This window comes from Formosa sp. A9 (assembly GCF_051200825.1).
Classification (GTDB): Bacteria; Bacteroidota; Bacteroidia; order Flavobacteriales; family Flavobacteriaceae; genus Formosa.
Window position 1 is genome coordinate 1,162,684 of the sequence record NZ_CP195158.1, and the last position, 26,809, is coordinate 1,189,492.

Annotated in this window: 24 protein-coding genes and 1 pseudogene; 17 read left to right on the forward strand and 8 right to left on the reverse strand. The window is 34.4% G+C overall.

From position 1 onward, the window contains the following. Nucleotides 1-14: 14 nt before the first annotated feature. The 8 genes from ACR9EA_RS05050 to ACR9EA_RS05085 all read left to right on the forward strand — a co-directional run bounded on the left by ACR9EA_RS05050 (nt 15) and on the right by ACR9EA_RS05085 (nt 10,188). Nucleotides 15-2,390 (forward strand): PHP domain-containing protein, encoded by a 2,376-nt coding sequence (locus ACR9EA_RS05050; RefSeq protein ID WP_435138375.1) that lies wholly within the window; start codon nt 15-17, stop codon nt 2,388-2,390. Between the two features lie 2 nt (nt 2,391-2,392). After that, nucleotides 2,393-2,710 (forward strand): hypothetical protein, encoded by a 318-nt coding sequence (locus tag ACR9EA_RS05055; protein ID WP_435138377.1) that lies wholly within the window; start codon nt 2,393-2,395, stop codon nt 2,708-2,710. A 298-nt stretch (nt 2,711-3,008) separates the two neighbouring features. Then, complete coding sequence (locus tag ACR9EA_RS05060) at nt 3,009-4,367, forward strand: RNA-binding domain-containing protein (RefSeq protein WP_435138379.1); 1,359 nt, start codon at nt 3,009-3,011, stop codon at nt 4,365-4,367. Between the two features lie 46 nt (nt 4,368-4,413). Continuing rightward, on the forward strand, nt 4,414-4,632 hold the full coding sequence (locus ACR9EA_RS05065; protein ID WP_435138381.1) for a hypothetical protein: 219 nt from the start codon (nt 4,414-4,416) through the stop codon (nt 4,630-4,632). A 160-nt stretch (nt 4,633-4,792) separates the two neighbouring features. After that, nucleotides 4,793-5,401 (forward strand): DUF6088 family protein, encoded by a 609-nt coding sequence (locus ACR9EA_RS05070; RefSeq protein ID WP_435138383.1) that lies wholly within the window; start codon nt 4,793-4,795, stop codon nt 5,399-5,401. Further along, nucleotides 5,391-6,389, forward strand: a complete 999-nt coding sequence (locus ACR9EA_RS05075) for a nucleotidyl transferase AbiEii/AbiGii toxin family protein (protein WP_435138385.1) — start codon at nt 5,391-5,393, stop codon at nt 6,387-6,389. The genes ACR9EA_RS05070 and ACR9EA_RS05075 overlap by 11 nt, the downstream gene beginning before the upstream one ends. Next, entirely contained in the window at nt 6,386-9,610 is a 3,225-nt protein-coding gene (locus ACR9EA_RS05080; protein ID WP_435138387.1) for a type I restriction endonuclease subunit R, read from the forward strand. Before ACR9EA_RS05075 ends, ACR9EA_RS05080 begins: the two co-directional genes overlap by 4 nt. Before the next feature lie 116 nt (nt 9,611-9,726). Beyond that, nucleotides 9,727-10,188 carry a hypothetical protein gene (locus ACR9EA_RS05085; protein ID WP_435138389.1) on the forward strand — a complete coding sequence of 154 codons (462 nt, stop codon included), beginning with the start codon at nt 9,727-9,729 and terminating at the stop codon, nt 10,186-10,188. Between the two features lie 109 nt (nt 10,189-10,297). Here ACR9EA_RS05085 and ACR9EA_RS05090 read toward each other — a convergent pair whose 3' ends face one another. Next, nucleotides 10,298-11,689: an RtcB family protein gene (locus ACR9EA_RS05090; protein ID WP_435138391.1), complete on the reverse strand. Its 1,392-nt coding sequence runs from the start codon at nt 11,687-11,689 to the stop codon at nt 10,298-10,300. Between the two features lie 167 nt (nt 11,690-11,856). On the opposite strand from ACR9EA_RS05090, the gene ACR9EA_RS05095 reads away from it, so the two are divergent. From ACR9EA_RS05095 to ACR9EA_RS05135, 9 genes and pseudogenes are all read left to right on the forward strand, one after another. Further along, a complete protein-coding gene (locus ACR9EA_RS05095) occupies nt 11,857-12,870 on the forward strand; it encodes a helix-turn-helix transcriptional regulator (protein WP_435138393.1) in 1,014 nt (337 codons plus the stop codon). A 241-nt stretch (nt 12,871-13,111) separates the two neighbouring features. Further along, nucleotides 13,112-13,516 (forward strand): hypothetical protein, encoded by a 405-nt coding sequence (locus tag ACR9EA_RS05100; protein WP_435138395.1) that lies wholly within the window; start codon nt 13,112-13,114, stop codon nt 13,514-13,516. A 162-nt stretch (nt 13,517-13,678) separates the two neighbouring features. Further along, entirely contained in the window at nt 13,679-14,443 is a 765-nt protein-coding gene (locus ACR9EA_RS05105) for a DUF932 domain-containing protein (protein ID WP_435139816.1), read from the forward strand. Nucleotides 14,444-15,047: 604 nt separating this feature from the next. Beyond that, nucleotides 15,048-15,224 (forward strand): hypothetical protein, encoded by a 177-nt coding sequence (locus ACR9EA_RS05110; RefSeq protein WP_435138397.1) that lies wholly within the window; start codon nt 15,048-15,050, stop codon nt 15,222-15,224. Nucleotides 15,225-15,248: 24 nt separating this feature from the next. Further along, entirely contained in the window at nt 15,249-15,596 is a 348-nt protein-coding gene (locus ACR9EA_RS05115) for a single-stranded DNA-binding protein (protein ID WP_435138399.1), read from the forward strand. A gap of 70 nt (nt 15,597-15,666) precedes the next feature. Further along, nucleotides 15,667-16,047 carry a DUF6876 family protein gene (locus ACR9EA_RS05120; RefSeq protein ID WP_435138401.1) on the forward strand — a complete coding sequence of 127 codons (381 nt, stop codon included), beginning with the start codon at nt 15,667-15,669 and terminating at the stop codon, nt 16,045-16,047. A 395-nt stretch (nt 16,048-16,442) separates the two neighbouring features. After that, nucleotides 16,443-16,835, forward strand: a complete 393-nt coding sequence (locus ACR9EA_RS05125; RefSeq protein WP_435138403.1) for a BfmA/BtgA family mobilization protein — start codon at nt 16,443-16,445, stop codon at nt 16,833-16,835. 4 nt (nt 16,836-16,839) lie between these two features. Beyond that, nucleotides 16,840-17,868 (forward strand): annotated as a pseudogene (mobB, locus tag ACR9EA_RS05130) (MobB family relaxase). A 10-nt stretch (nt 17,869-17,878) separates the two neighbouring features. Continuing rightward, on the forward strand, nt 17,879-19,462 hold the full coding sequence (locus tag ACR9EA_RS05135; RefSeq protein ID WP_435138405.1) for a type IV secretory system conjugative DNA transfer family protein: 1,584 nt from the start codon (nt 17,879-17,881) through the stop codon (nt 19,460-19,462). 290 nt (nt 19,463-19,752) lie between these two features. Here ACR9EA_RS05135 and ACR9EA_RS05140 read toward each other — a convergent pair whose 3' ends face one another. The 7 genes from ACR9EA_RS05140 to ACR9EA_RS05170 form a co-directional block, all read right to left on the reverse strand. Further along, on the reverse strand, nt 19,753-20,307 hold the full coding sequence (locus ACR9EA_RS05140) for a hypothetical protein (RefSeq protein ID WP_435138407.1): 555 nt from the start codon (nt 20,305-20,307) through the stop codon (nt 19,753-19,755). Between the two features lie 5 nt (nt 20,308-20,312). Then, nucleotides 20,313-20,873: an outer membrane beta-barrel protein gene (locus ACR9EA_RS05145; RefSeq protein ID WP_435138409.1), complete on the reverse strand. Its 561-nt coding sequence runs from the start codon at nt 20,871-20,873 to the stop codon at nt 20,313-20,315. A 475-nt stretch (nt 20,874-21,348) separates the two neighbouring features. Then, the gene (locus ACR9EA_RS05150; protein ID WP_435138411.1) at nt 21,349-24,018 is read right to left on the reverse strand and encodes a TonB-dependent receptor; all 2,670 of its coding nucleotides are present in this window, start codon (nt 24,016-24,018) and stop codon (nt 21,349-21,351) included. Nucleotides 24,019-24,020: 2 nt separating this feature from the next. Then, a complete protein-coding gene (locus ACR9EA_RS05155; protein WP_435138413.1) occupies nt 24,021-24,803 on the reverse strand; it encodes a GLPGLI family protein in 783 nt (260 codons plus the stop codon). Between the two features lie 271 nt (nt 24,804-25,074). After that, nucleotides 25,075-25,533 carry a hypothetical protein gene (locus tag ACR9EA_RS05160; protein WP_435138415.1) on the reverse strand — a complete coding sequence of 153 codons (459 nt, stop codon included), beginning with the start codon at nt 25,531-25,533 and terminating at the stop codon, nt 25,075-25,077. 7 nt (nt 25,534-25,540) lie between these two features. Continuing rightward, the gene (locus ACR9EA_RS05165) at nt 25,541-26,017 is read right to left on the reverse strand and encodes a hypothetical protein (RefSeq protein ID WP_435138417.1); all 477 of its coding nucleotides are present in this window, start codon (nt 26,015-26,017) and stop codon (nt 25,541-25,543) included. A 40-nt stretch (nt 26,018-26,057) separates the two neighbouring features. Further along, nucleotides 26,058-26,537 carry a hypothetical protein gene (locus ACR9EA_RS05170; protein ID WP_435138419.1) on the reverse strand — a complete coding sequence of 160 codons (480 nt, stop codon included), beginning with the start codon at nt 26,535-26,537 and terminating at the stop codon, nt 26,058-26,060. Nucleotides 26,538-26,809: the final 272 nt, after the last annotated feature.

Here is a 26,809-nt window from a genome sequence, read left to right on the forward strand (position 1 = left end):
ATTAAATATTTATAATGAGTATATTTTCTGACTGGTTTAAAGTTGATTTACATATCCATACAGATGATAGTAGAAAGACCAAAACCAACGATTATCAAGGGAACTTTGATATATCTGAATTAAAACAAAAGTTAATAGAAAATGATGTGAAACTATTTTCTTTAACAGATCATAACATAATCAACGTTGAAGCTTATAAAAATTATTATACGAATTATAAACAAGGTGATCCGAAGCTTTTAATTGGTTGTGAATTTGATATTGAGGTACCTGAATCAGGTAAAACAATTACATACCATAGTTTGCTGATTTTTGAAAATGAAACTATCGAGGATGTTGAATTAATTTCTGATAAAGTTGAAAACTTATTTTTATCAAAAGGTTCAGTCATAACTGATAGGAAACTTACAATAGATGATTTGTACGATTTGTTTAATGATTTTAATTACTTCTTTATACCGCATGCAGGAAATACCAAAAGTATTTTAGACCCTTATAAAGGCTATGACATGAAGCTTTGTCAGCAAATGGTTTTGCTGATGCCTAGTGCTTTTGAAAAGGTAAAGGAAAGTGTTAGGCAGATTTACAACCAAGGTTTTGATCGTTTGAAGGAATATGATTTCCAAGCAAAAGACGATATTCCATATATTAATTTTTCTGACAATCATAATTCTCATAAATATCCTTGTACTAATAAAAATGGAGAAGATCATGAGTTTTATTGTATAAAGGGAAAGCCCTCGTTTGAATCGATAAGGTTTGCGTTTATTGATCCAAAATCAAGAATAAAAAAATATGCTGAAGTTGAGGAGTTAAAAAGATATGCAGAGTATGTTAGAACAATAAATTTCAATGGACTTGAATCAGTTAAGGATACTGAAATATTTTTTTCGCCAAATTTGAATGTAATAATTGGAGGAAGGTCTAGTGGGAAAAGTCTTTTATTTAGTGTTTTAGGAAGTAAAATAAACAGTCCTAAAAACAATAGTAAAAAATATAATTTGGACTTGAGTAAGGTCAAAATTAGTGGTTCTTTGGATTCTGGAGAAAAATCTATTATAAGTTTTAATAAAGGAGATTTGGTTTATATTAATCAAGGAGACATTGTAAATTATTTTGAAAATAATTCGCTCAAGGATCTTATTCAGGAATCAGGAAAAGAGGATTCTTATAAGGAGGCTTTAAGTTTTTTTGGTCAAAAAAAACAAGAATTTGAGTGCGTTATTGATGAGTTGATGGACATATATGAGCAATTTAAAAACAGTGTGATTGCAAATTTTACCATTCATGATAAAGATATAGATTCCATTCTCGATTCAAGTTATTATTTTAAACGAATAGAAGATATTACTGATAAAACGGAACAGTTTAGTGAGGCTAACGAGATACTTTTGGGGTTGGATGATTACATTGAAAAGTTTAAAAAAAATGATAATTGGGTATTTTCTTCAGAAGAAAATAAAACAATAGAGGCTTTTCAAACACTTGTTAGTGAAAAATCTGAATTATTTAATTTAGATAAGGTTGAGCATTTGCGAAAGGTAAGCTTCATTGAAGAAGTTAAAGAGTTAATTAATAACCAAAATGCAACTTTAGATACTAAGGGAAGAGAAAAGGATTCTGCAAATAGCAGGTTAAGATCTTTAAAGGGAAGTTTAAGAGAAATATTGAATTTGGCTTTAAAATTTGCAAATAAATGCAAGGAGTTAGAAAGCTACGGTTATAACTTTAAAAGGGAAATAATAATTAATGATGATGTTGCTGTTGTACTAGAGATCCAAGAGCAGGAGGATTCAATAAAAGATCTCATTCTTGCAGGTCTAAGCCCTGTGTCTAATGCTGAAAGCTTATATGATAATTTACTTAAAGTTGTAAATGATGACATTAAAATTAAAAATTACCCTGATAATACCGTCAATAGTTTAAAAAAGAAGGTGAACTCACAGGTAAAAAAGCTGAAAGAAGCTTTTGATAAGCCAATTGAATTTTTGAAATATTCAGAGAGTAGTACTTCTAAAAATAATTCTCCTGGGTACAATTCGGAAAAGTATTTAGAGACAATCTTGAAAAATGGAAAATCAAAAATAATTTTGATTGATCAGCCAGAGGATAATTTAGGTAACAAATTCATTTCGGAAAATCTAATAGATATATTAAGGGAGCTGAAGTTTGAAAAACAAATTTTTCTGGTAACTCATAATCCGTCTATAGTAGTTTATGGAGATGCGGAAAATGTTATTATGGCAACAAACAATAGTAATCAGATAGAATATAAACAGTTTGTCTTGGAGGAAAAAGAGCATCAAGTTGAAATTTGTAATACTTTGGATGGTGGTAGATACATATTTGAGCAAAGGGCACGGAAATATAATATTAAAAAACTTATTTAAAAATGGATAGTATAATAGTTGAGAATTTTATTGATGAAAATGAAATTAGTGTAAGTTTTGATTTAATATCTGGGGAGTTGGCTTTTCCTCCAATAACTTTAAGTATAGAAGGGGATATAGATTTAAATCCATTGGTTTTGGAATTAACCAAACTAGTGAAATTTAATAAACCAATTGATTATAAATATAATGATGATGCGGGTTTAATAGATTCGAATCTAAAAATAAAATTAATAAAAGAAACTTTGGATGATTTATTTGTAGCATTTAATGAAAATTTAGAAGTAGCTAGTGAGGGTGATGAATTAGAGATTGAATAGTTGAATACTAGATACATAGAGGCTAAATAATATTTTTATAATTTATACTGAAAACTAGTTTTATAGAGTGTTAGTCTGAAATATCTTCAATTTTCAATTAGGGAAAAGTATTAGAATTAGAGATTGATGTTTGTTTTATTAAGACCACAAGACTGTTTATAGTGTTTTTTTGGTAACCGACTAAGTCAGCGACCAATTCGAATTAAAAATTTTATAGGAGTATCTATATTATGTAATGTTTGTTATGAAAAGAGAAGAGTATTGTAAACCAAAGGATAATTAGTTTAAAAAATCGAAGATGTCAGAAACAAACCGTATAGAATACAAAGCACAACTTACCAAAGATTTAGATTTGGAAAAAGAAGTGGTAGCCTTTTTAAACTACCACGAAGGTGGTTTGGTTTATATTGGTATCGATAAAAATGGCCATACGCTTGGTGTTTCAGATCCAGATGCCGATATGCTTAAAATAAAAGACCGCATTAAAAACAACATCGCTCCTTCGGCTATGGGCTTATTTGATGTAGTGTCAGAAGAAAAGGACGGTAAGTCTATCATAAAAATTATTGTGGCCAGCGGTAGCGAAAAACCCTATTTCAAGAAAAAATACGGAATGACCGAAAAGGGCTGTTACCTGCGTATTGGAACAGCTGCCGAGCCTATGCCTCAAAAAATGATAGAAGAATTGTTTGCCTCCCGTACTCGTAATTCTATAGGTAAAATAAAGGCGAACCGGCAAGACCTTAGTTTTGCACAATTACGTATTTATTACGAAGAAAAACGAAAACCACTTAACCAACAGTTTAAAAAGAATTTAGAATTGCTTACCCCACAGGGCGATATTAATTATGCAGGTTATTTGTTGGCAGACGAAAATAATATTTCGGTAAAAGTAGCCAAATACAAGGGCAATACGCGAGTAGATTTAATAGAAAGTAACGAATATGGCTATGTGTCGCTCATTAAAGCTACGAAAAGTGTACTCGATAAAATAGAATTGGAAAACCGTACGCTTACTCAAATTACCAGTAAAGAACGGTTAGAAAAACGGCTTTGGAGTAGTATTGCACTTCGTGAAGCTATTATCAACGCCTTTGTACATAATGATTATACAAGAGAAGTAGCGCCTAAATGTGAAATATTCCAAGATAGAATAGAAATTACTTCGGTAGGTTCTTTGCCTGAAGGATTAAGTGAAAGTGAATTTTTTGAAGGCTTTTCCATTCCTCGAAACAAGGAGCTAATGCGGGTTTTTAAAGATGTAGACTTGGTAGAACAATTGGGGTCTGGTATTCCAAGAATACTGGAAACCTATGGTAAAGAATGTTTTCAATTTTCTACAAATTTTCTGCGTATGGTCTTTCCTTCGGCAGAACCAGTTTATAACGCACAAAAAGAAGCGTTGGTAAATGGGGTGGTAAAAGAGTTGGTAATAAACTTGGTAAAAGGATTGGTAAAAGAACTTTCAGATACACAAATAAAGATACTGAACTTGGTAAGTGAAGATAAGTACATTACCAAAAGTAACATGGCTAAACAAATAGGAACAAGTACAACTACAATAGACAATCACATAGAAACATTAAAAAATAAAAATGTTTTACAACGTGTAGGTGGCAGGAAAACGGGCTATTGGGAAATTATTGAACAAGAATGAGAAAGTTTACAGGATAAAAATTAGAAGAGGCATTTAACATTACAATATGAAAAAATTTACTGAAGCCCAGTTAGAACACGTATTTGCTGAATTATTAGAAGATCAAGGCTTTCCGCATCTTTTAGGAGAAGCGATAAACAGAAGTCCTGAAGATACAGATAGTAACCGAAATAGCACCTTAGAGTGGTTATCTTCAAATTGTCAAGTCATTATTAAAGGAGCTTCAGGAAAGCTTCAGTTTAACTTCAGAAAAGCTTTCATGTAAAAGAATATCAAATAGCTTTCTAATTTTCCTCCTATTAATGTTTGATGAAAGTATTATTGCAGAGTAAATTTCGCAAAAGTTTGTTATGAAAAGTGAGCGTGTTTTTTGTCACAAATATTTACTAAATTTGTGACATATTATACTAAATTATATGTTGTAAATGCCTAATTTTAAAATAGAACATAAAATTTCGAAAGCGACCAGAGGGCGTTTGTTTTTTTCCGAAGATTTTACAGGCTATGCGTCTCAGGATGCTATTAGGCAAAGTTTGTCAAGGTTGGAAAAAGACGGTGTTTTGACGCGATTGGCTCAGGGTATTTACTTAAAACCTCAGATAGATGATTTATTAGGGGTGATCTATCCTAAAATAGAAGATGTCGCTAAGCAAATAGCTAAAAGAGATAAAGCTCGCATTGCGCCAACAGGCGTTTACGCACTATATACTTTGGGATTAACCACACAAATTCCTTTAAAGATTACCTACTTAACCGATGGGTCGCAACGCGATATAAAAATTGGTAAAAGTGTTATTAAGTTTAAAAAAACCGTTCCTAGAACCTTTGCAATAAAAGATGAATTGTTACAGCTAATTGTGCAGGCCTGTAAAGAAATAGGGCAAAAAAATATTACCGAAACATTTATTAAACAATTACAACCCAAGGTGCAACAACTTCATAAAAATATTGTGGCAAAAGAACTGAAATTTGCTCCCGTTTGGATTCAGAAACTAATTCAGGAACTTTATAATGATTCAAACTATGTGGATTAGTCTACCCATTAATCAGCAGGAGCAGGTCTTACAACAAGTGAGTACTGCTACAGGGTATCCTACCTATGCCATTGAAAAGGATTGGTGGGTTTGTATGGTATTACGTGCCGTGTTTCAAACAAGATATGCCGATTCCATTATTTTTAAAGGGGGGACTTCACTTAGCAAAGGCTATCAGCTTATAGATCGTTTTTCAGAAGATATAGATCTTATTATAGATAGACACTTGCTTGGCTTTGATGTGTTAGATTCTAAAACAAAAATTAAAAAACTAAGAAAAGCTTCCGGAGGGTTTATTGTGAATGCGTTTCGAGAAGAGTTGATGTCTCAATTAGACGCTCTAGGTATTAATAAAGAGCTTTACGAAATTCACTATAACGAACATGTAGATGATACTAGCGACCCGAATTCTCTGGAAATTTATTATCGTTCGGTAACAACCCATACTAACGACTATATACAACCGCGGGTATTATTGGAAATGGGAGCCCGTTCTTTAACAGAGCCTAGTGAAAAGCGAGCTATTGTTTCATTTATAGACGAACAATTTAAAAGTTTGCCTTTTGCTCAGCAAGCCTTCGATGTGCAAGTAGTGTTACCAGCAAGAACTTACATTGAAAAAATATTGTTATTACATGAAGAATTTTCTAAGCCTGTCGAAAAAATAAGAACAGAGCGATTAACACGCCATCTTTACGATTTAGAAAAATTAATGGATACGTCGCATGGAAAATTAGCAGTGACCAATGATGAATTATTTAAGGCTATTGTGGCACATCGTCAATCCGTTACACCGTTAAGGGGACTAGATTATTCTAATCATGTTAAAGGAAAATTAAGTATTTTACCTCCTGAGTCTATTTTGAAATCCTGGGAACAAGATTATAAAACGATGCAGGATAATATGATTGTAGGAGAAAGCTTAACTTGGACAGTATTACTAGAACGTATCAAAAAGATAGAAGATGCATTTAACCAGACAATATGAAAAAATTTACCGAAGCCCAGTTAGAACATGTATTTGCTGAATTATTAGAGGACCAAGGCTTTCCGCATCTTTTAGGAGAAGTGATAAACAGAAGTCCAGAAGACGTACTTATCAAAGAGGATCTTAAAGCCTATCTTGAAAGCCGTTATGAAAAGGAGGGCATCACTTCAGGGGAAGTGGATCAGATTATTCGACAGTTAGAAGCTTATCCTGCCTCCGATTTGTACGGGAGTAATAAAGCGATCATGAGGTTGGTTTCGGATGGTTTTATTTTAAAACGGGAAGATCGGTCTAAAAAGGATCTTTATATTCAGTTACTAGATTATAACGGACTTCAAAACGCTTTAGAAGTCGATAATCATGTTTTGCAGAACCAGGCCGCAGAGCCAAATAATAACTATCCTAAAACAGATGTTAATTGCTATAAATTTGTTACACAACAAGAAATTATAGGCTACGAAAAGCGCATTCCAGATGGTATTTTATACATCAACGGATTACCGCTAGTCGTGTTCGAGTTTAAATCGACCATTCGAGAAGAAGCTACATTATTTCAAGCATACGAGCAGTTAACTGTGCGTTACCAAAGAGATATTCCAGAACTATTTAAATACAATGCTTTTTGTGTGTTGAGCGATGGAGTAAATTCTAAAGCAGGATCATTTTTCGCAGGTTACGATTTTTATTACGCCTGGCGAAAAATTTCGGGAGACGATATCAAGGAAGTCGATGGTATACAGGCCATGTATACGATGGTGAAAGGGATGTTTGATAAAAATAGATTACGCGATATTATTCGAAACTTTATTTATTTTCCTGATACGTCTAAAAAAGATGAAAAAATTGTCTGTCGTTATCCGCAGTATTATGCTGCCACAAAATTGTATACCAATGTTGTAAAGCAACAAAAGCCGTTGGGAGACGGTAAAGGAGGGACTTATTTTGGCGCTACAGGTTGTGGTAAAAGTTATACCATGTTGTTTTTAACGCGTTTATTAATGCGAAGCGCTCATTTTGCCAGTCCTACCATTGTGTTGATTACGGACAGAACGGATTTGGACGATCAATTATCTAGCCAGTTTCAGAATGCTAAAGGTTATATAGGCGATAATAATGTGATTAGTGTTGAAAGCAGAGCAGAGCTTCGGGAAAAACTACAAGGACGACAAAGTGGTGGTGTGTTTTTAACCACCATACACAAGTTTACTGAAGATACCGAATTACTAACCGATAGAACCAATGTGGTGTGTATTTCGGATGAAGCCCACCGCAGCCAGATCAATCTGGAACAAAAGGTTAAAATTACCGAAAAGGGTGTAAAGAAAACCTATGGATTTGCAAAATACCTTCATGATTCCTTACCAAATGCCACTTTTGTAGGCTTTACAGGAACGCCAGTAGACGCGACTTTAGATGTGTTCGGTGATATTGTAGATTCCTATACTATGACGGAGTCTGTAAACGATGAAATTACTGTACGTTTGGTGTATGAAGGTCGTGCAGCAAAAGTGTTGCTAAATAGTACTAAGTTACAGGAAATTGAAGAGTACTACAGTCAATGTGAAGCCGATGGTGCTAATGAATATCAGATAGAGGAAAGTAAGAAGGCCACCACGAATATGAATGTCATTCTTGGCGATCCTGACAGAATTAAAGCTGTAGCCGAAGATTTTGTGAAGCATTATGAAAAACGTTTAGAAGAAGGGGCGACCGTAAAGGGGAAAGCCATGTTTGTGTGTAGTAACAGACAAATCGCTTTTGAGTTTTATAAAAATGTGTTGGAACTCCGTCCAGCATGGGGTGAAGTGCGGGCTTGTGAAGCTGGTGCAGAACTGACCGAAAAGGAACAAAAAGAAATTTTACCTATAGAACGTGTGAAAATGATCATGACCAGAGGTAAGGATGATGCTAAGGAGTTATGGGATTTATTAGGAACTAAAGAGTATCGTAAAGAACTGGACAGACAGTTTAAAAACAGTAAATCTAATTTTAAAATTGCTATTGTGGTGGATATGTGGTTGACTGGTTTCGACGTACCGTTTTTAGATACCATTTATATCGATAAGCCTATCCAGCGTCATAACCTGATTCAGACCATTTCGAGAGTGAACAGAAAATTTAAAGGCAAGAAGAAGGGGTTAGTAGTAGATTATATTGGTATTAAAAAGCAAATGAATCTAGCCTTGGCGCAATACAGCAAGGCCGATAGTCAGAATATTGAAGATGTAGAAACATCTGTGGTGGTGGTGAAAGATCATCTGGATTTATTGGAAAAGCTGTTTCATAAGTTTGATGCGTCTGATTATTTTAACGGATCGTCGGTAGCGCAATTAAACACTTTAAATCTGGCTTCGGAGTTTGTTTTGCAAACTGAGCAAACAGAAAAACGGTTTATGCAAATGACCAAGCGTTTAAAAGCGGCCTATGATGTTTGTGTAGGTAGTGAAAAATTAACGCAGAAACATCGCGATTATATCCATTTTTATTTAGCCGTGCGTTCTATTGTGTTTAAACTGACGAAAGGAACGGCGCCAGATATAGCACAAATGAATGCCAGAGTTCGGGAAATGATGAAGGAAGCTTTGGCTAGTGATGGGGTAGAAGAGATTTTTAAGTTAGGGGATGAAAGCGAATCTCAAATCGATATTTTTGATGCAGATTATATCGATCGTATCAATAAAATTAAACTACCAAATACCAAAATCCAGATCCTGAAAAATCTATTGGCTAAAGTGATTGAAGAGTTTAAAAAAGTGAATAAATCCAGAGGAACAGACTTTTCAAAGAAAATGCAGGCCTTAGTTGAAAAATATAACGAACGTAAAGAACAGGATGTGTTTAACGCCGAAGAATTTGATATCATTGCCACAGAACTAACAGAACTTATCATTGCAATAAAACAGGAATTTAGTGCAGGTGATGATTTAGGAATTAGTTTCGAAGAAAAGTCGTTTTACGATATCCTTAAAACCTTAGCTCATAAATACGATTTTGAATACCCTGATGATAAATTGGTATACCTGTCTAAAGAAGTCAAGAAAATAGTAGACGACAAATCCAAATACACCGACTGGAGCAAACGCGATGATATAAAAGCTGAATTAAAAGTAGATTTAATAATTTTACTTGGCGAAAATGATTACCCACCTGTAGACCGAGACGAGGTGTACAAGGAAATTTTTGAGCAGGCCGAGAACTTTAAGAAGTATCAGAGGGTATGATGCTATTGATCGTAAGTGATAGAAATAAATTTCAATATAGTTTTTAATATTGAATATCGGGTATTAAGTGATTTAGCTGTTGTTTTGTTTATTTTAGTTGGTTTAACTATACAATTATGGATACTATTTTACAATCTCTAAAAACAGGTAAATCAGATGTGCTTAAAACGCTAAGTTTGTATAGAGCACAGGGGGTTGATATTCAGCTACTAAATATAGATGCCGATAACGTATTAAAAGTCAAAGTTTCCCAGAGTCGATTGATAAATGGTTATATATTAAATCAAAAACAATTAGTTGAACGAGGTAAAAAAGCTTTTGAGCCTACAGGTTTGAAAATAATAGTTGTACCCGTTGTGTTTTCTCTTCAGGTGGATAGTATAACCTTGGATTGGATTGAATGTAAAATGAAAGAATTTGGTTTAAAACGCAAGGATTTAATAAAGCAACTAGCTATAGACAAATCTAGTTTAAGTTTAATATTGAAAGGCAAAAGGGAATTGTCTAAGCCTATGCGTGCGACTTTCTATTATTACTTTTTAACTTATGAGTTAAACAGGGACTTTAGAGAGTTTTAATTAATTTGGGATTCGAATTATTCATTAAGATCATAATTAATGAGATAAAAATGCAATTTTGTATAAAAATATCAAACCGTAGACTTAAATTTTAAATCTACGGTAGCTACTAATTTTTTCTCTTTCGCTTTTTACGCCATGGCGCATTTTTTTTCCAATCCCCAGCCATTATACAGCCATAGGGAAGGATTTCATCAAGAACCTGACCTAAACCAAAGGCTTCAATCTGTGCTCTTACCGTAGCGGCAGATTTATACGCACTAGGAAGTTCAGAAATATCTATTTCATTTGAGTAAAACCTTATATCTAATCCCGCTGTTTCTTGTTTAAAAATTTCCTCATTAGTTAAATGGGCTAAATTTCTTTTATGTTGACTTCTACTCATGTTTCGACCAGCACCATGTGGAGCAAAACCTAAATTTGTAGCTGTGGTTTTTCCTTCAACTAGTAAAATGGGTTCAGCCATATTTAAAGGGATTAACCTGGGACCTGTTATATCTGGTAGGTATTTAGGATCCAATGGTGTTGCTCCTTTGGCATGGTAAAAAATATCCTCATCTTTAAAAACAAAATTGTGTTCGTTCCAAAATCGGTTTTCGACAGTTTTATTTACAAGTTTGGCCGTTGCATCATGTATGGATTCATGATTTAATTTTGTCCACTTTCTAATTATTTGTAATGCTTCCCAATAGTATTTTCCTTCATTAGAATCGTACGGTATCCATGCATTTTCGCTTAAGGTTTCAGGAGAAAGTTGAGTTCTAAATTTGTTGGCTACGCTTAATCCTTTTTTATAAAGCATGGCACCAGGCCCTCTAGAACCATGATGTGTAATGAACATCGTATTTCCTGTTTGTTTTGAAATACCCACATACAAAAAATGATTACCATCTCCCTGTGTACCTAAATGTTCTTGGGCGATTGATAAACTCTTTTGTGAGTTAAGAAATGGATTGGCTTCAAACGCTGCTTTCAACTCAGAAGGAAGTTTAAACTGTTTTCCACGTTCACGGCCCCCAGGACCAAAATGTGTAGAGGCATGAGCGGCATCCAATAAAGATAAAGGATTGGTAGTTCCAAAATCACTTAACATGACCGAACAACAAATATCTGCGCTATGCATACCTGGATGGATGGCGTTCCTTGTAGCTACAATGCCTCCCACGGGAATCGTTCCCAAAGGTCCCGACGGGCAGGCATCAGGCATAATCGATCCATTAACCACCGTAGGGGTACGCATAACAGCATTCATAGTCGCAAGAACTTTTTCTTTATTATCTTCTTCAATTAAATTTTCGGCTATTATATTTTTAGAATAAGGTTTTGGATGTTCCAATAGCTTTAAAGGCTCGGGGAGTTTAAACTTGGTCAAATATGCTTCTAAATCGGTGCCGTTTAATTTATGCTTGTTAATATACTCAAGAGCTTCTTTGTACCAAATACCTGGTGGATAACCTAGGGCTTTAAGATCTTTTCCTGTAATTAAATTTGTGTTTTCCATAATACATTGATTTTCATTAAGCCCCGCCATGTCCTCTGCATAGCGGAGCGCTTTTTAATAGTATAGCACTATCATTGTTTAATATTGATAACAAATTTGAAATATAACTACGCAATTAATTTGCGTAGTTATTTGTTTTGTTTAATTTTCTTGAAATATTTAAGACAATGGCTCAAAATAAAAATGCATTAATCCGATACAAAACGATAGATAAGTGCTTACAGAATCACTTTAGGGCATGGATGCTAGACGATTTAATTGAAGCTTGTTCTCAGGCTTTGTATGAGTATGAAGGGCGCAGTGTAAATGTTAGTAAGCGTACGGTTCAATTGGATATTCAACTCATGAGAAGTGATAAATTGGGATATAATGCGCCCATTGAAGTCTATGAAAAAAAGTATTATCGCTATTCCGATCCAAATTTTTCTATTACAAATATTCCAATCTCAGAAACAGATATGAAGGTACTTTCTGAAACCATAGCCATGCTAAAGCAGTTTCAGGATTTTTCGTTATTTGGGGAATTGAAAGGACTATTCAATAAGTTGGAGGATAAAATTTATACCGAAAAAACGAATAAGTTTTCAATCATTCACTTAGATAAAAATGAAGATTTAAAAGGGTTGGAGTTTTTAGATGAAATTTACCAGGCCGTCATAAAGGAAGTGGTATTACTGATAAAATATAAGCCATTTAAATCGACGCACCCCAGTATCATAGTTTTTCATCCTTATTTTCTAAAGGAATTTAATAACAGATGGTTTGTTGTCGGTAAACCGCATGCTGAAGATCGATTACTTACCTTAGCATTAGACCGTGTTGTGTCCATCGATTATAATTTCAATCTTAAATATCAACCGACTGATTTAAACCCTGATACTTATTATAAAAACACTATAGGAGTAACGGTGTTGGATCATCACAACCTAAAGCACGTACGATTAAAAATTGACAGAAAAAATGCGCCCTATGTTTTAACCAAGCCCTTACATAATTCTCAAACCGTTTTAAGTACGAATCCAGATGGCAGTGTAGTTATAGAAATAGTTGTGCATTTAAATTTTGAGTTGGAACGTCTTATTCTAGGATTTGGAGATGCTATTGAAGTACTGTCTCCAAAACAGTTGAAACTTAAAATAATTAAGAAATTAAATGCGGCTTTAAACCATTACGGTATATAATTAATTGGTTGATTTAATATGAAATAGCGTTTGTGTTCGAAGAAATTATCAAGTTTAGTGAATAGGGAAATACATATTACATATACAATATTTAACAAAGTTAAACCCGCAACATATTTCTCGGAAAAGGGACGGCATAAAGCCGTTCCTGCGTCACTATTTATTCCGTTTCCTTTCCACTCCAAAATGTTGTCTTACGTTTGGTGATAGCTCCATATTGTTTAATCTAAATATTTAAATTATGGAAGCAAAAACAAAACCAAGCAACAATGGTATTCAGGAGAAAACCACAGTTAAAAAGGATGTTCAAAAGCAACTCACCAATGCAGCCATTGGTAAGGGTGAAGCAAAACCTGCCACTCCAGTGGCCAAGACAGAAATCAATTTGGATGACCGCATTCAAAAGTTTGAAAAGTTAAAGGGCTTGGCGACCCAACGGGAGCGTCTTACCGAAACCCTGAACGACCTGACCAAATTTAATTACAATCAGGATGGCTCGGCCTCTTTTCAAATTCGTGATTCGCACCATTTGGAATTCAAGACCACGAATTCAAACCTAATCAAATTGGTGACGACACACTTGCAATTGACCTTGGAACAGCGTAAGGCTGAAATTGAATCCGCAATTGTAGCTTTCGAGCTTTAAGTGAGCAACCGTTCACAATGTTTCAAGCCTGCCCAGCACTTTGGGTGGGCTTTTTTACTTACATGTTAAATTAAAAAACAAATTCCAATGTACTTAAATCAATTACAACACGATGACCTTTACGTGCCAACCGCTGTGGTACCATTAAAGGATTTGACCCAAATGCCAACGCGTAGAGGTCTTGAACAGGCTATAATCTCCAATGGTAGGATTGTAAATGTAGTCTCAAAATCATATGGCCATATTCCAAATGACCTGTTTTTTAAACAGGCGGAACAATTGTTACACGATGCGGAATTATCTTTTGAGACGCGCAGTATCAATAGGGAAGACCGTTCCTTTGTGATGGATATCATCATCAAGGACGCCAATCAGTTTACCGTAAAGCATGAAGCAGATGCCATACTACCTATGTTGCGTTTTAAAAACTCGTATGACGGAAGTGAAAGGACTTCGGGACACTTTGGATTTTATAGAAAAATCTGTAACAATGGACTACATGTTGCACAATCGGAAATCGACTTTGCTATTAAGCACAATAAGAACAATACGACCTTAATACTTCCGAAATTAAATCACCTGTTCCAAAAGTTCTTGGATAATGAGTTTTATAGCATAGTCGATAAGTTTAACCGCATGAAATCCGTTAAGATTATGGATACCGAAGCTTTTGTAAAGGCTGTATTGGAAGAGCATAAATTGTTTCGCTATGAATGTAGTGATACCAATGATAATCCATCCAAGCGTTCGCGGATGGTTATCGATATTATAGACCATGAGTCACTACTGCTTCAAGAATCTCCAAACCTCTGGTTAGGTTATAATGCGTTTAATGAGGTGCTTCATAATACCTTAAAACGTAGTTTTTCCCAACAGGAACGTCTGGATAGAAGACTCTTTGATACGGTATTGAACATGGCAACATAGTCATAACCAAGGTTGCTCCAGTACCTTAAACTGGAGATTTACGGGATAATAGGCAAAGGCCAACAAGACCAAGACCATGGGATGCCGTATGCACTGTATCCCCCGGTATAGGACGTGTTGGCTAAGGTCTTGAACCTCTCTTATTTCGTTTTAAAGTTTGTAATCATGAAATGAGGTCTTACATAGCATTAGCCTTCAAATAATTAAGAATGTAAAGAGACGTTCGCTTTTTAAGCGGTAGCGGTACCCCGCTGCGTTTGGGTTCATGAAGCACATGACCACGACATTCCGCTCGGCTGCATGTCGGATCAAGAGCTTCATGAAAAGGTCTTGAACAGCCCTATGGCGCTACACTCCTTCATACCGTTACCTTGCCACATGGGGCAAGACACAGTATTCAGGAGCCGCCCCAAAGGGCAGTTCGCCTAGTATTTTCGGTTTTGAACATGTTTGTTCTGTTGCCATCAATGCTGTATTTCAATACGTGCATTTCGTCTACTTCCAGAGCCACCCTGTACTCTTTTTTGGTCAGCAAAATAACAACATTTTTCATGGTACGACTGCATAACCGGTCGCGTACCGCTCCCTTTTATAAGTCTTAACCATGAAAAATATTGTGAAATATCCAGCAACAAAAAAAGGTGACAGTGACGGCTCTATGGGAAGTAAATCAAAAGCAACTATTATGAAATCATACAGCATCAATAAAACGGCAACAGAACAACAGTTAAAAACAAAACAAAAGGAAAACGTTCTGGATATAATAAGTAAATCAATTTAATATTAATTTTTAAATCTTTTCATTATGGGAACTATTAAAAACCATGTACAGTTAATTGGAAACATTGGACAGGATCCAATTATAACCACGCTAGAGAGCGGCAAGAAAGTAGCACGATTTTCTTTGGCTACCAATGAGCATTACAAAAATGCTAAGGGCGAAAAACAGACCGAAACCAGTTGGCACACCATTGTGGCCTGGGGGCGTACTGCGGATATTATTGAGAAATATACATCCAAAGGTAAAGAGGTTGGAGTTGTAGGGAAATTGAAATCCCGTAGCTATGAAACCAAGGACGGACAAACACAGTATGTGATAGAGGTCGTAGTAGATGATATTCTACTGATGGGAGCTAAGCCCGATAAGGACTAATCCCCAAGTATTTCAAGAGGGAGCAAACCCTAAACTCCCTCTTTATTAATTCACCTTAATTCTTTTAACAATGAATTCTAATAGTAACACTTTGGAAACCGCCCTACAACAGTTTATTGGGTCGTCGGTATTTTATCGTATCCCTTTAATTAATCTTAAAATTACTGAGGGTATTGCCTATTTGGCTGAACATGGCCACTGTCATTGGTTTGTTAACGACGCCTTAATTATGTGTAAAGGGCTTCAACACAAATGCCCCTTTATAGTAATAGATTTTAAACGCCTGACCCAACAGGAACAACAGGGTCGAGGTTATGAGGCTCAAGTAAACTATAGTGATGGCAATGCAAATGTATTGGAAACGCAACCCTATAAAATCACGGACTTTCCCATGGACTCGTTGCGTATGTATTTTGTAAATGAAATGCTGATGTTACCTCGGGAATATTAAACCGGGGAGCGATTAATAGCGATAAAGGAGTTTTTTAAACCACTAAAAAGCTCCTTTTATTTTGCGCAATTTGCAAAGAAATATGCCTTTGGATCGCTAATATTTTAAAGCGTTTGTTTCGTACTCTTAAAATGTTAAGGAATAGTGATTCCGAAGCAGACCTGTACTATCTTAAGATACGGCTGGTCGGAATTTTGTCCCGCTCGCGCGGGACGAAATGGAGGAGCAAGAGGGTAACCCGCAACGGCGTGGTTACAGTGATTTTAAATAATGCAACACACTGATTGTTAGTAAGTTACGATTGTGTGTGGAGTTTTGAACTGAAATCAGCTCCTTGTTTTTTACTAAAAAACGTTTCCAGCCCAATAAAATCAAAGGATTTTTTACTAAAAAAGATGGATAAAGGTTTTGAAAAAGAGGGATTTGTAACCCTGAAAATAAAACAGTCTGTAGCCAAGCAATTTAAGTCTTACAGCAAACGTTTAGGGAAATCTCACTCGATCTCCTTATTGTTGATGCTGGAATTCTTCGACCGAAGCGGCCTGTCCCCAGAAGAACAGCTTGGGCCAAATATGCAAACTTTAGAACTTGCGATTAAACGCAGGCTTAATGCCATGATTGCCATTATCAAGGATATTGAGAAGCATCAGACCAAACCCACAGCGGCCATGTTACAAGCGCTTTTTGAATCGGCAGCAACAAACCCTCAATCCCCAATGCGGGTAGAACGTAAAGAAAATACGTCAGCACCTAAATTTCAAGAACGCATAATTAACGAAAGGGAATAGCATCATGTACATTACCATTAGTCCTCAAAAAATAGGCGGCCAGTATGCCAAAAGTGTAGCAGATTTTGTGAACTACCTGGAGAAGGAAAATAAAGAGGTTGCTCCAGAAGAGGAGGCACATTTCTTTAACCATCAGGGCGAGGAAATCACAGCTCGGGACGTGGTTAAGGCCATTGATGGAAATACAGCCAAACTGAAAACCAAAGAACCTAAATTTTATAGCATTACCGTCAATCCCAGTCAACGTGAACTCCGGGCCTTGGAGCGAGGGGACATGGATCTGAAACAATACACGAAAGGGCTCATGGAGGAATATGTCAAGTGTTTCAATCGCGAGATCGATAATAGACCACCACAAATTCAGGACATCCTCTATTTTGCCAAGATCGAACAACACAGACGTTTTAAACCGACCGACAAGGAGGTGCGGGAGAATCAAGTATATGCCTCGAAAATTTTGGAATGTAAAAATGAAATCCGAAAGATAGAGAACTGATTAAAAATCGGTAAGGTTAATGATTATCAGAAGCTAATTCTAAAGTTGGAGCAGCAGGCACCACACAAACAGGAAGGGCAGCGTATCGTTCCAGGAATGTTGAAAACTGGTCGGCAAAGCCACGTCCATATTATTGTTAGTCGTAAAGATGCCTCCAATAGGTTCAGTTTGTCTCCTGGCAGTAAAAATAAAGGTTCAGAAGTAGAGATCGATGGTAAATTGGTAAAGCGGGGATTTGATCGGGATCAGTTTTTTCAATTGGCGGAACAACGTTTTGATGCCATGGCAAACTATCAACGCAATTATGTGGAATCCTATTCCGGAAGGAAAACCGCCCTGTTAAACCCAAAGTTATTTTATGCCACCTTATTAGGTCTGCCAACTTCCGAACGGGCATTGGCCATGAAACTGCTCAATCGGGCAGGCATGCGTATCCCTGCCATTCCGACTTCCAAAGTCCAGCTGGCAACTCAGGTCCTGCAACAATTAAAACGGGGTCTAGGCATGGCTATGAAATCTGGAAGTATTGAATATTAAATTAACAATCATGAGCATAATATACGTCTATCTTATTTCGAATGGCCTAATGTTAGGGATGTTTTTTGGTATATATTGCTGGACAAAACATGCGTTTTGGGTAAATCTATTGCTGGTTTTTTGCCTCTTGTTGGGTGGATATATTTCTGGAGTTGCTGAATTTCCAGAACTCATTCTCTATAGCATCTGTCCATTAATACTAGTAAATATTTTGGGTCTAATGTTTTTGCATCGACCAACAGAAGCTAATGGGGCAACACGATACCGCGTGCTTTTTAAATTGAAAAAGGGACATTTAATCCTGGAAGATATCAGACGTGGGGTTTCAATTATTGGTGCTGCCGGAAGTGGTAAGACCGAAAGTGTCGTATTCCGTTTGATGCAACATTTTAGCCAACAGCAATTTTGTGGGATCATTCATGATTATAAACACTTTGAACTTACCGAAATAGCCTATCCACTATTTGAAAAACAAGGGGTAGATTTTAGGATAATTGCCTTTGATCAGATTTTTGATCGGGTAAATCCTATCGCACCGAGATATTTACAAAAAGAAGAGAATGTTAATGAGGTGGCACGTGTTTTAATTGAAAACCTTTTGGAACAGAAGGAGGCCGGGAGTACAGGCAGCTCTAAATTTTTTATTGATGCCGCTGAGGGTCTGATGGCTGGGCTCATTTGGAAATTAAAATGTTCTTATCCAAAATATTGTACCCTGCCACACCTTATAGCCCTATATCAATATTTGGATACCCAGAGCTTGATCGCTTTTTTAAGTAGTAACAGTATTTCCAGAGTCATGGCAGATGCCTTTATCAGTGGTCGGGATTCCGAACGACAAACCGCAGGGGTGCGGAGTACCTTGGCCAATGCGCTAAAGAAAATGAGTACCCAAAGTATTTTTATGGTGCTGACTGAGGATGCGGTAGACCTTAACGTCAATATTGCAAAATCTGATACTGTTGTGGCCGTAGTGAATAACCCGAAATATGAAACAGCTTATGCTCCTGTAATTGCGACCATCATACATACCATGACCAAACAGATGAGCGTACGTGGAGCCAAACCTTCTTTTTTGCTCATGGAAGAGGCGCCCACCATTCGATTATTGAATATGCACCGGATTCCCGCCACCCTGAGAAGTTATGGCATCAGTACGGTCTACGTTTTGCAGGATAAAGTACAAAACGATATCATGTATGGGGAAAAGGCCAGTCGGGCTATTTTGGGTAATTTGTCTTATCAATTTTTTGGGAAGGTAAACGATCCAGATACCGCTAAATATTATGAGCGCTTTTTTGAACTGGTTAAACGGAAAACAACCAGTATCAGTCGAGGGTTTAATTTGAATTTTGATACTAGAGTGACTACCGGGGAACGGGAGGTCGCCAAAATTCGTGCTGAAGTATTTTTTAAGTTAAAGCCTGGAGGTTTCGTCGTCTTTACAGATGGACAGGAACAGCAGGTGCAATTCCCTTGGCAGCCCTTGGAAAAGCGCTTGCCAACACCAGAAAAAAACTATACGCCTCAGGATTTACAAGCTAATTTTGATCGGGTATTTCAGGAAGTCAAAACCTTATTTAAAGAAAATTGACAGGTTTTGATATTGTTTAACCTTTATTAGTGTAATAACAAATTACTACTCGATGCTTTTGCCTAAAGTTTCAACTTACTCTAATAGCTTGAAAATAACAATAATAAATAATGGGAAGTGATTAAATGAATATAAAATCTCTATGTTTTGACCTTTTAAAAAATAAAGTGCAAACTTAAATCAATAGTGCCTTAAGTGGCTTGTGTAGGCTATTTAATAAAAATGAAGGTAAAGAGGGTTTAGCTAAAATTAAGGCTAAACCCTCGATAGTTTGGGCTTTTTAAAGTCATTTATATGTCAAATCCAAAATTTAATTGTAACATAATTGGGTAAAACCCACTATTACCTTTAGTGTCAAAATAAATTATAGGTCCCATGTCAAATAAGAAGTGAATCTTATTGTTATAGCTTCTTTGAAGTCCCCAAGTAGGTCCTACTGAAAAGTCGAAATTAGATGTTCTAGAAAAATTATCGGCTATTGAATTTCCCCTTGTAAGAAATCTGGCTGAAATGAAATTTCCTGAATTATTGCTTGTATTCTTTTCTTTGATATGACGTTTTTCAAAATTATAAAACCATTTTTCTTGTACATCTATAAAAGGAGCTATCATATATACAAATCCATTATTGCTATAACTTAAGTTTGGGTAAGCTCCTCCATATCCAATGCCTACTCCTGCGGAAAAAGTAGAATAACGACCTGTAGGTAATTCTAATTCTACTGAGGGATTTAGAATATTAATTCTCCAAACTTTTGTAGAAGTGGTTTCCTGAGAATGTAAATTAAAAACGATCCCGAGGAAGAATATTAAGAGAAAAGAGCAAGTTTTTATTTTTAAATTCATGTTTTCTATTTTTCTAAATGTATCTGAAAACCAATTCCTAATGTCAATGATTTTGTGTCTAAATCGCTTGAATTGGTGTTCAATTGATTTAAATTGTAATTCAATGACAATTCTAAGGCTACACTATTGTTGAAAAATAGAGCTGTTCCTGCCTTTACTTCATAGTTATTAGAATTAGAATCTGAATTTTGGTTGCTAATTCCTTTTCCAAAAGAACAATTAAGCTCTCCAAATACATTAATAATTTTATCTGTATTGAGGAAGTAGTATCTTGCGAAAGGCCCTATTTGGTATCCCCAGCTACTATTGTTACTTCCAGAGGGGTTGTTGACAGTGAAATTTAAAACAAGCCCCGCAGCAAATTTATCTGCTAAAAAATAACCTATATCTGGTGAAATTGTAAAATGCATGGATTCAAATTCCTGAATGTTTCCATTTGAAGTTGTATTTTTTATTTTAGATTTTTGGAAATCACCTGTGCCTCCCACAAGCCAATTACCTTTGGTAATTTGACTAAATAAACTTGAAGAAATTGTAAAAATGATTAGGAAAAAAAATGTTTTCATTGTATTAATTTAATTATTAAATGTATTATGTTAATTAGGTTTCCTTTGTAAAAGGAGGACTGTTGATAGTTTAAACTATCGAATTTTTAGGTTTCATTTTAATGTTTTAGAGACTAATTAATTTGGTTAAATTTTGGTAAATCTATACTTATAAGTTCGTGTTGCGTTTTTATGAAATAGTAATTCTTAATATTTGTCTTAGACCTGAAACAAGTTGTAACATTTTTTCAGGCTAAATAAGTTTAAAAAAAGAATGATTTAAAGTTAAACAAGTCTAGATTCATGAATGTAGAGAGGCTATTTATGAATATAGGGTGTAGATTATAAAAATAGGGGAGTTCTACTTTAATTGGCCTGGGTCTATAAGAAAAATTTATACATGTAATCTGAATAAAACGTCATGTGCTCAATAGCTCAAAACAACAATTTTATTGTAGACTAAACCGATTATGATACGGTTGAATTCAATTATTATTTAAAACCTATATTTTACACTAACAAAAAAATACCTTGGAAGCAACTGTATTTGAGATTGATAAGTTGTAAATTGGTCTATGAACTCATTTTCAAAACTTTGTTCATTAGTTAAATTATTAAGCATGAGGCTATAAGAGAATGAAGATAATTCTGGTTGATAGCTAATCATGGACTTTATAAAATAGTATGAATTATTAGTCATCTTATAATAGTCGTTAATGATTTCAGCATGCCATTCTTTTGATATATTATAATTGACATTTAAAGCTAAGTTAGTCCAATCAACTTTAGATGTTACATTATTAAAATTAGACTTGCTGTAATTTAAATTAGCCTTAACTTTAAAGTTAAAGGGCATTTTAAAATAGGTTGTCGCAGAAAATAAATAGGTTGCCGAATAGCCATTTAACATTTTAAAACCTTCCGAATTTGCCAAAATGGGTTGTCTTGTCCAATTTTGTGAAGAACTAAAATTTGTAGAAAAATTTAAATCGTCGAAAAAGGAAGTGAAATTCGCGCTAGCCGATAATTTCTCTGATCCTTTCACAAATTGATACATTGAGAACTTAATATTTTCTCCAATTTCATTGATTGAAGAATATTCTCCTTCAAAATCCTCATATTTTATTCTTAAGCTGAAAGCTTGTGATTCTAAATCATTGGCCCATTTATAATAAAACCTGTATTCCTCTCTCTTTATTATATCTAAATTATTTGTGCCTCTCACAAATGAATTATAATTATTTAACATGAAATTGGGTAAAAACAAATAGGAGTCTGGAATAGAATAACCTTTTTCATATCCAAAAATGAACCTACCTATCTTAAGTTTGCTTAAATCTAGTTCTAATTGAGGTTTAAAAATCCATTCTTCTACTTCATGAAAATTTGCATATAACGTAACATAATCTAATGCTATACCCCCTCTTAACTTCACCCTATCGGAAAGCTTATAGTTCAATTTTGTTAGTATTGTAAATTTATTACTCCTATAGTCAAAACTATTCTTTAAGCTATCTATCTGGTAGGAGTCAGTTTCCTGAATAGGTTCAATATTAAATTCCCTTACCTCTTCAACTGATTCATACCCGAATTCAATTCTACTTGTTAAGTCTCCATAGTCAGAAAACAAATTAGAATTGATTCCAACCACTTTTAAAAGATCCTTGGTGTTCTGTTGAATATCTGAATCTTCCTGTAAGGAGAAAATATCATTAAGTATAGGTGAATTGATTAATACATCTTGGGATATATTGTTTTTACCAACATATAAATAGTTGTGTAATACACTTTTTTTACTAACCGCATAACTGTAATTTAAATGGTTATATATCGAATATTCCTTTTTATTTAAACTTTGGGATATTTCATCTTCACCATTAAAAATTAATTTATTGTTTAAATTTTCAGGTTGATTGTTGTAGGACAATACATTTCTTAAATAAGAGCGATTACCTCCTGTATACTTTATTTCTAACTCACCTGTTCCTATATTGTTTTTATGAAAAGTCTTACTGCTCTCTGTATACTCAATAGGATCTTCTTCCACATTAAAAATGGATCTAGAAAAGAAAGGTTGTTCTTGATCATCTCTCGAGAATGAACTTGTTAATCTTAATTCAAGATTTGGTTTTAATTTAGTAACCACCCCTAATGAATTCATTAATGCTTTATTAAAAATACTCTGGTCACTTTTTAAAATTTGATTTTCATTTTTATTAATAGCATAGACAGGTGTTATTTTGGGTTCTATAGTTATTTCCTTATATACAGAAGAAAAATTAAATGACCCTGGTGTACTATTTACTTGATCGGATGCTTTATTTCCTAGGTTGTTATAATTTGCCAAATAAAAAAACTTAATTTTCTTTTTTAAAAGCCCAATGTTAGCCGCTACATTATTTCTCTCTTCCGTACCCAAACCTAAAGACGAATTTCCAAACCAAATATTTTTAAATTTATCTTTTAACTTTAAATTTAAAGCTACATCATCTGAATCCAATACTTTTGCTAGTACAGGGTTATCCTGGAATTCATCTAAAATTTGTACGGCATCGATAGTTTTAGCATCTAGATTTTTAGTCAACATTTTATAACCATCAGCAAACATATCATCCCCGTCAATCATTAATTTCTTAATAAATTTACCATGGGCTTTGATGTTTCCATCTTTAGTTACCTCGATGCCTGGTAACTTTTTAAGTACATCTTCAACAGTTTGTTCGGATTGATTTAAAAATGGAGTAACCTTTATTGTCGTAGTATTGCCTTCATTTGATATTTTTTCTCCTGGTTTCAATAATATTTCATTTAACTTTTCTAGTTTCTGTTTTAACCGTAAACTCAAGTTATAATTATTATTTACCTTATCGATAGTTATCGTCTCTGTGACTTGCTCATACCCCAATAGGTTAACTCTTAGAAGGTATACTGTTTGTTCATTTTTAGACTCTAATTCGAATTTAAATGTTCCATCTGCATTTGAATAGGTATATTTAATAATACTATTATTTTCAGAATCTAGTAATACCACACTTGCATCTTGGATTGTGAGTCCATCAACACTTAAAATTTTTCCTGCTATAGTAGTTTGGGCATAGATGAAACATGTGAAAAATAAAAATATTAAACTGGTTAAAAATAGCTCTTTTCTTGTATCCGTTGTCATTATTAAAAAGACTCAATATAAATATCACTAAATTTTGGCTTTTCAGGTTTTTTAGAACCATTTTTTTCCGCTCTAAGTATCATTCCGTTATAAGCTTTAGTTATACTATTTCTCAGCATATTTTCAAAATCTTCTATAGTCTGCCAATCTTTTGAATCAGTTTCTAACCTTTTCACTTCGGATATGGTTGTTTTATTCGTTGTAGGGTATTCTAAACTTTTAAAATAGATAACCATTTCATCACGTTCATCGCGAGCCTCTAGGATTAAACCAGGTAAGCCTTGTAATTTCCATGGGCCATATGGCAATGGAACTTCCAGAGTATACCATACGGTGTAAGTTCTACCCCGAAATTCACAACTAGCTTTATTCACACTGAACTTACCTATTTTTTTTGTTTCTGGTAGTAGCTTCCAATCAATAGCAGGTTTTTTCTCAGCAATATAAATATTGCCACCGAAACGTTGACTCCACCATAAACTGTCTTTTTCTCTGTTGTATAATACCTGCTCTCCGTACCTATATGTTTTATTGCCATTATATGCAGCAACTTTCTCGCCATCACCTTTATATAATGATCTGTTGTTATAAGAGTCTTTTTCGAGAGAGTCTTTTGCCGTCACATAATACGCTTGATGTTTATTAAATATCAGGTATGAGTTTAAATCTGGACCAGCAGCACTCCTCATCCCAGGACTTTTTATTTGTCCATAATAAACAATACCTTTTTGACTATAACTTTTAGAAACAAATACTAAAAGAATAAGAATAATTTTAAGTTTCATTTATAGATGTTATTAGGGTTTTATTGTGTGTTATTTAAATATTTGATTTTTGTGCGCCCCTAAATATAGGGACGCACGTATGGTGCCTTTTTTCGAGGCGAGCTGGTTTTACTTATATTTTTTCAAAAGAAATAACGAATATTTTATGCAATACCATTATAGTGACTGATTTCTAAAATCATGAACGTCTACTTTAATTATGTATTTGTTTATGGTGTCAAATCACCTCAGTAAATATTTATTTTACAAGACTTCTTATTTTATTATGACATCATGGTTTTGTAAAATATAAAAACATTGCATCTGGAGAATTATAATGTATTGTCAAAGTATCATTATAGATACCATCAATAACAAAATGTTTTGGATTTCCTTTTTTATCATAAAATTCCATAATATAAGTTTCTCCAGCATAATTGTCTTGTCCTTTTATCCATGTAATTTTTGTGTCAGCTTCTAGAGGCTCTAGATAAGCCATTATCCTATCTTCATTGCTTGAAAAATCAAACTCCCAATAGTCATTATTTCCCCAATCATGAATTAAATTAGCAATAAATCCACCTTTACCATAGTGTAGTTGCCATTTACCCTTTAGGTTAGCCTTAATTACGGGCAGAGGTTTGTCGTAAAGGTCTTTGGTGGCGTGTTGTACTTCATCAGTTACATCGTCATCATTTTGACAACTGCAAATTATAGAAGCCGTCATAAAAAATAGTAAAAAATTTTTCATAAGTTTTCTATTTTAATTCTATTCTATTTAATTTTATTGTTGCATAGTACATATCGGCAAGAGCGATAAAAGGTTCTACACATTCGCTATCAGACTTAACATCTCCAAAAAACTTTACCGCAATTGAATCATATACACCTTCCTTTTTCAAATAAGTAAATTCTTCTCCAACTAAGTCATCATTGCACACAATAAACACCCTTCGGCAATTTCCACAGCCTTCCGTTCCTTGAAAAATCCAAAACTTGTTCCTAAATTCTTCAACGTGGTCTGCATAACCATCCACAATTTCGGTATGCTTGTAGTACAATAGTCCTGTCGTTTGCTTTTCGGGAGTAATCCCATATATTTCTTCGAATTCTTCGTTTGGTAAGGTATATTGTGTTTCGGCATCACAACCACAATTTTCAGGAGTACCGTCGTCACTATTGCAACTACTACATAATAATACTGTAAACGCTAGTAGGAAAAGGTAATTTGCCATTTTTTTGGGGGAGTTTGTTTTCATTTCAATTTATTTTACTTTACTTCTTAATCATAATGTCCTTATTATCTGATTTTGGTATTTTTATGATAATAAAGGGCTGGTTAATGACATCGTACCCCTCGCTAGTGGATGTTTTTTTGTAATTAACAATAACTTTGTTAGATGTCTCCTGGATGGTAGTAATTGTGACAGCATAGTGTGTTCTTGCTCTTATGCTGTCAAAAATGGCAAGAACTGTTTCGGATTCAAAATCTATGTCATCATTAAATGTATTTGTTACCTTATGATAAGAATCCATTTTGGTAGTAAGTTCAATCCAAGTGGATGAATCTTTTATTATTAAGGCAGATGGCTCAATTTCCTCCTGTCCATTTCCATATAATTCACCTTCTCCAATTATGGAATAGTTGACTTCATCGGTTACGTCATCATCATTTTGACAACTGCAAATTATAGAAGCCACTATAAAAAATAGTAAAAAATGCATCTTTCTCATTTCAATATATTTTGGTTTCATTATGGTTATAATAAAATCTACATTAACAATATTAAGTGCTTAAAAATAAATAGGCCAAATTTTAAAAACAGTAGATTTACCATATCACTCTAGCCATACTAAAGACATTAAGTGAAATTTTTATTTTCTTTTTTAAGTTCTTTATTTATGCAATTATATAAAATTTTCCCGTTAATGGGATAATTTTACAGGTAAATTGTTGAAAATTATATTAGAGATTGTATATCAACGATATGATATAACATTCACTAACCGAAAACATAGATGTTTCT